Genomic DNA, 6059 nt, shown 5'->3' with positions numbered 1-6059 from the left:
GGTCTGGGCGGCGGGTGGCTTGGTTGCGGGAGCGCAGCGTCCGCTCAGTCATCGTTCTGTCGCTGCGTTAGCGAACGGATACGCTCAGCCAGGCGCGCAGTCCGATCTCGCAGGCCGTGATCTCTTCTACGGCCACGCGCTCGTCGTCGGCGTGCGCCTTCAGCGGGTCGCCGGGGCCATAGTTGACGGCCGGAACGCCGAGGGCGGAGAAGCGTGCGACGTCGGTCCAGCCGTATTTGGGCGTGGCCACGCCGCCGACGGCAGCGAGGAATTCGCGGGCGAGCGGGGCGTCGAGGCCGGGGCGCGCTCCCTCGGCCCGGTCCACGACCGTCAGATCGTAGCCGGCGAACAGCTCGCGCAGGTGGGCGACGGCCTCATCGCCGCTGCGGCTCGGCGCGAAACGGTAGTTGACGTGCACCATGCACTCGTCCGGGATGATATTGCCGGCGACACCGCCGGTGATGCCGACCGCGTTGAGTCCTTCGCGGTAGATCAGGCCCTCAACCTCAACCTCGCGGGCCTGATACCCGGCTAAAATGTTCAGGATGGGTGCGGCCTTGTGGATGGCGTTCTCGCCGACCCAGCTGCGCGCGGAGTGCGAGCGCAGTCCGAACGTGCGGATCTCGACCCGCAGGTTGCCGTTGCAACCGCCCTCGATCTGGCTTTTGGTCGGTTCACCGAGAATGGCGAAATCACCCGTGAACAGGTCGGGACGATTGCGAGCCAGACGGCCGAGGCCGTTGAGTTCGTCGGAGACTTCTTCGTGGTCGTACCACATCCAGGTCACGTCGACTCCGGGGTCGCTCATTTCGGCGGCGAGCTTGAGCTGCACGGCCACCCCCGCCTTCATGTCGACGGTGCCGCGGCCCCACAGGTAGTCGATGCCGTCGATGGTCTCGTAGCGGGTCGGCAGGTTGTCGTTGAGCGGCACGGTGTCGATGTGGCCGGCGATGACGACGCGCTGGGCACGATTCAGGTTGGTGCGAGCGACGACGGTGTCGCCGTCGCGAATGATTTCGAGGTGCTCGAAGCCCTCTAGCGCGGCGACGATCGCATCGGCCAGGGCGGTCTCATTGCCGGAGACCGACTCCATGTCGCAAATTTGTCTGGTCAGTTCGATCGACGTTGCCGTCAGGTCAAGTACGGTGAATTTCGCTGGGGCCGGAAGTCTAGAAGTCACCCTACTAATCTAGAGGTATGCCCTCCGTTCTGACCAAAAATGCTCCTTCTGACGCCACTCCGACCCAGGCGTGGGGGTATGGTCTCGCTTCTGTCGCCACCGACGGCACCGTGCTCGACACCTGGTTTCCGACTCCGGCCCTCGGCGCCCTGCCGACCGGCCGCGATCGCTGGATCATTCCGGCAGAACTCAGCGAGGCAGCCGGCGACGACGTGCGTCGCGCGGTGCGCCTCGAAGCCGTCACCGTGGAGATCACCCTCGACGCGGCCCCAGCCAGCACCTCGGATGCCTACCTGCGGCTGCACCTGCTCTCCCATCTGCTCGTTCTGCCGAACAGCATCAACCTCGACGGTATCTTCGCGCACCTGCCCACCGTGGTCTGGACCAACGCCGGCCCCATGCTGCCGGTCGACTTCGCCCGGCTTCGCCCGGCCCTGCAGCGCGCCGGCATACAGGCCAGCGGCGTCGACAAGTTTCCGCCGCTGCTCGACTACGTCGTCCCGGCCGGCGTGAGAATAGCGGATGCCTCCCGCGTGCGGCTCGGCGCGCACCTCGCGCCCGGCACCACCGTGATGCACGAGGGCTTCGTCAACTTCAACGCCGGAACCCTCGGCTCCTCGATGGTCGAGGGCCGTATTTCGCAGGGTGTCGTGGTCGGTGACGGCGCCGATATCGGTGGCGGGGCATCCATTATGGGCACGCTCTCCGGCGGCGGTACCCAGCGCATTTCGATCGGTGCCCGCGCCCTGCTCGGCGCCAACTCCGGGGTCGGCATCGCCATCGGCGACGACAGCGTCGTCGAGGCCGGGCTCTACGTCACAGCCGGCACCAAGGTGATTCTGATCGGCGAGCCGGTCGGGGACGACGGCGCGCGGCCTACGGTGAAGGCCGTGGAGCTTTCCGGCGTGCCGAACCTGCTCTTTCGCCGCAATTCCATCTCCGGCGCCGTCGAGGTCCTCGCCCGCAGCGGCAGCGGCATCACGCTGAACGCCGCGCTGCACGCGTAGCAGCTGCAGAGCGGATGTCGGCGGGTTCCGCTAGCATCCGGGTAGAGGCAACACGCGAGGGAGTGATGTGGGCACCGACGCACCGCGCAGCAAGGGCCATCGCCGCATTCGGCGGTTGCTGATCGCGCTCGGTGTGGTGCTCAGCCTCGTCCTGGTCACGGCCGGGCTCGGGGTGTGGACGGTGACACGGTCGTTTCCGACGCTGTCGGGCACCGTCGACATCGAGGGATTGTCGAACCCGGTGACCGTGACTCGTGACCAAGCCGGGATACCTCAAATCACGGCGAAGACCGCGGCCGACCTGTTTCTGGCCGAGGGCTACGTGCACGCCCAAGACCGCTTCTGGGAGATGGATTTTCGCCGGCACGTGACCAGCGGCCGATTGTCGGAGCTGTTCGGCGAGAGCCAGGTGGGCACCGACACGTTTGTGCGGACGCTCGGCTGGCGAGCCGTCGCCGAACAGGAGGTAGCACTGCTCGACCCGGTCGCGCTTGGCTATTACCAGTCCTACGCCGACGGGGTGAACGCCTACCTCGACACCCACGACGGCGCTGATCTGTCACTGGAGTATGCCGTTTTGGGCCTGCAGAACCGCGGGTATGAGGTCGAGCCGTGGACTCCGGCGGATTCGGTCGCCTGGCTCAAGGCAATGGCCTGGGACCTGCGTTCCAACCTGGATGATGAGATCGACCGGGCACTGCTGTCGACGACGCTCACCCCGACCGAGGTGAACCAGCTGCACCCCGAGTACCCCGCGGGAGCACACCCGACCATCACCGGCAGCCAGACGGTCGTCGTTCCGTCGGCCGGGGCGCCGGAGGCTGCCGAGCCGGCCGGTGAACCAACGGCTGAGCCGTCCGCCAGCACCGGCCTCGATTTGACCGTCGAGCCCGCGTCCGTCGACTCTTACGCGGGGGCACTCACCGAGTTGCGCGCCGCACTCTCGACAATTCCGGAGCTGCTCGGTCCGGCCGGCGGCGAGATCGGTTCCAACTCCTGGGTCGTCGCCGGCTCCCTCACCAACACCGGCATGCCACTGTTGGCCAACGACCCGCACCTCGGGCCGGCGCTGCCCTCGGTCTGGTACCAGGTCGGGCTGCGCTGCCAGTCGATCACCGCCGACTGCCCGTTCGACGTCGCCGGATACAGCTTCTCCGGTTTGCCCGGCGTGATCATCGGTCACACCGAGCGCATCGCCTGGGGTTTCACCAACCTCGGACCCGACGTCGTCGACCTCTACATTGAAAAAATCACCGGAGACAGCTATGAATTCGACGGCGCGGCGAAGCCGCTCCTGCTGCGCGACGAGAAGATCTCGGTGGCCGGCGGCGATGACGTGAAGATCGAAATTCGCTCGACCGAGCACGGACCGCTACTCAGCGGATTCGACGGCACCACGTACCAACGCATCGCCAGCGACTATCCGAAAGCGGCTGGACTGCCGACCGCTTCCTCCGGGGCAGAGTCCGGCGCTGAGGCCAGCGGTGTTGACCTAACGACGTATGAGCTGTCCCTGCAGTGGACCGCGCTGACACCGGGGCGAACGGCATCCGCTATTTTCGCACTCAACCAGGCGACCGACTGGACCAGCTTTCGGGCTGCCGCTGAACTGTTTGAGGTTCCGGCGCAAAACCTGACCTACGCCGACGTCGAGGGCAATATCGGCTATCAGGCTCCCGGGCTCATCCCCATTCGAGCCAGCGGTAGCGGTACCCTCCCGGTGCCGGGCTGGACCAGTGAATACGGCTGGACCGGCTACATCCCCTTTGAGGCGCTGCCGAGTACGTTCAATCCGCCGAGCGGATACATCGTCACGGCCAATAACGCCGCCGCCGACCCGGGCTCCCCGAACCTGCTGACCGCCGACTGGGATCTCGGATACCGGGCAAACCAGATCACCGCTCGACTGCAAGAACTCATCGCGGTCGGAACTCCGCTCACCGCGGAGCTGATGAGCGACATTCAGGGCGACAACTACAGTGCGATCGCGGCTGCGCTGGTGCCTCGGCTACAGGAGGTGCGCCTCACCGGTTCAGCAGCTGAGGCGCAGCAGCTGCTCGATGGTTGGGACTACCAGGTGGATGCCGACAGCGCGGCGGCCGCCTACTTCAACGTGATCTGGCGCACGTTGCTGAAGGACATGTTCACCGGAAAGGTCGATGACGGCGCCCACCTCACCGGTGGTGACCGAGCGTTCTCCGTCGTGACGAGCCTGCTCGGCCAGCCTGACTCGCCGTGGTGGTCCAACCCCACCTATGGCACCGTCGGCCAGGAGAGCATGTTGCGGCGGGTCATGACGAGCGCCGCCGCCGAGAGTGCCGATCTGATGGGATCCGACCCGACCGACTGGCAGTGGGGCAGCATCCACACGCTCGACCTCAAGAACGCGAGCTTCGGTGAGTCGGGGATCGCCCCGCTGGAGTGGCTGTTCAACCGCGGACCCTACGAGTTGGCGGGCGGATCCGCCGTCGTGAACGCCGTCGGCTGGGATGCCACCCAGGGCTACCAGGTCGACTGGGTGCCGTCGATGCGGCAGGTGATCAACCTGGAGAACTTCGACGACTCCACCTGGATCAATCTCACCGGGGCATCCGGTCACGCCTTTCATTCCAACTACACCGATCAAGCACCGCTCTGGCGCGACCATGAGACGCGCCCGTGGCTGTTCACCCCCGCCGCCATCAAGGACGACGCGGCCGACACGCTCACCCTCAAGCCCGCGGCGTAGCCTGATTCTGGCCCGAACACCAGCCTGTGGAGAACTTTGACGGGGTTGTAGCAATCCGGTCTATGGTGACCCCATGCGCAACCCGCCGCGACGCCTCCCCGTGCACAGAACTGTGCTCACCGCTGCCGTGCTTTTCCTTGCCGGCACGCTGAGCGGATGCCTGGCCGCTCCCGTCCCGCCCAACACGGCCTCACCCGTCGCGGAGGCCACGGCCGCTCCCGCTGAGGCTCCCCCGATCTTCGCCTCGAACGACGAAGCCCTCGCTGCCGCGACTTCGTTCTATTCGTCCTATCAGGCAATGGCCAACACAATTTCGCACGAAGGAGGAGTAGAGCCGCAACGAATCACACCCTTCGTGACGAGTGAAATGCTGTCAGGCGAAATTGCATCCTTCCAGCGATTGGCCGAAAGCGGAGTCCATCTCGTCGGGGACCTCGGCTTCGATTCCATGAAAATACAGTCCGTAAATCTCAGCGAAGGGTCGCTGGTCATTTACATGTGCCTCGACGTTTCCGCGACAGATGTCATCGACGTCACCGGGCTGTCAACTGTTCCTCCCGATCGCGTTTCACGGCATCCCCTTGAAGTAGCACTGGTTCAGGACCCTACGGCCAGTCGTCTTTTACTAGAGAGATCGGAAATATGGACCGGCGCAAACTTCTGTTAGGGATCGCAGCTCTCTCAATCAGCATTGCGATCCTTGCCCCCAACCCCGCATCGGCCGTGTCCCACGACTCGGCGGTATGGCTTGCAGGCCTGTCGGGCTACAGTATGGACCCATCCGCGTTTGAGGAACCCGCCCAAGGCGTTGTCAACGGCGCTGGCATTGATGTGTCCGTCGGAACAGTCGGCATCTCGGACACAGGTAGCAGCGGCGAATCGGACGACGCCACCGGTAGCGGCGGCGGCTCGGCGGGCAGCCAGGTGCGACCGGCCATGTGCGTGAGCCACAAATCGACGACGGAACCCAGCCAATGGGTTCCCTGCAACACCGGCGGCCTCAGCGACATAGTGGAACGACACCCCCAGCTCCTACCCACCATCGCCGCACCCCCGGCAGCGTGCCCACTCTGCTCCGCCGAGACCATCATCCACATCTCCGACCTGCAGAACTTCCCCGCGCCGATCGCCCCAACAGGCATGG

At 65.6% G+C, this 6059-nt stretch carries 5 protein-coding genes; 4 read left to right on the top strand and 1 reads right to left on the bottom strand.

Annotated elements, in window-relative coordinates:
• Positions 1 to 67 precede the first annotated feature (67 nt).
• Entirely contained in the window at positions 68 to 1180 is a 1113-nt protein-coding gene (dapE, locus tag CXY80_RS00640; protein ID WP_104131191.1) for a succinyl-diaminopimelate desuccinylase, read from the bottom strand.
• 17 nt (positions 1181 to 1197) lie between these two features.
• On the opposite strand from dapE, the gene dapD reads away from it, so the two are divergent.
• The 4 genes from dapD to CXY80_RS00620 all read left to right on the top strand — a co-directional run.
• Positions 1198 to 2187, top strand: coding sequence for a 2,3,4,5-tetrahydropyridine-2,6-dicarboxylate N-succinyltransferase (dapD, locus tag CXY80_RS00635; protein ID WP_092450260.1), 990 nt, complete (start codon positions 1198 to 1200; stop codon positions 2185 to 2187).
• A gap of 67 nt (positions 2188 to 2254) precedes the next feature.
• Positions 2255 to 4915 (top strand): penicillin acylase family protein, encoded by a 2661-nt coding sequence (locus tag CXY80_RS00630; protein WP_104131190.1) that lies wholly within the window; start codon positions 2255 to 2257, stop codon positions 4913 to 4915.
• Between the two features lie 73 nt (positions 4916 to 4988).
• Complete coding sequence (locus tag CXY80_RS00625; protein WP_146070604.1) at positions 4989 to 5582, top strand: hypothetical protein; 594 nt, start codon at positions 4989 to 4991, stop codon at positions 5580 to 5582.
• 104 nt (positions 5583 to 5686) lie between these two features.
• Positions 5687 to 6059: hypothetical protein (locus CXY80_RS00620; protein WP_146070603.1), on the top strand; the 373-nt coding region annotated here is incomplete at its 3' end.

The sequence above is a fragment of the Cryobacterium sp. M91 genome, from assembly GCF_002929615.1.
GTDB classification, from domain to species: Bacteria; Actinomycetota; Actinomycetes; order Actinomycetales; family Microbacteriaceae; genus Cryobacterium; species Cryobacterium levicorallinum.
Note: the sequence above shows the minus strand (reverse complement) of the source record. Positions and strands in the feature narration are given on the sequence as shown.

Excerpts from the sequence above, each read along its gene's own strand:
- dapD (WP_092450260.1), top strand. The coding sequence starts at position 1,198 with ATGCCCTCCGTTCTGACCAAAAATGCTCCTTCTGACGCCACTCCGACC.
- CXY80_RS00625 (WP_146070604.1), top strand. The coding sequence starts at position 4,989 with ATGCGCAACCCGCCGCGACGCCTCCCCGTGCACAGAACTGTGCTCACC.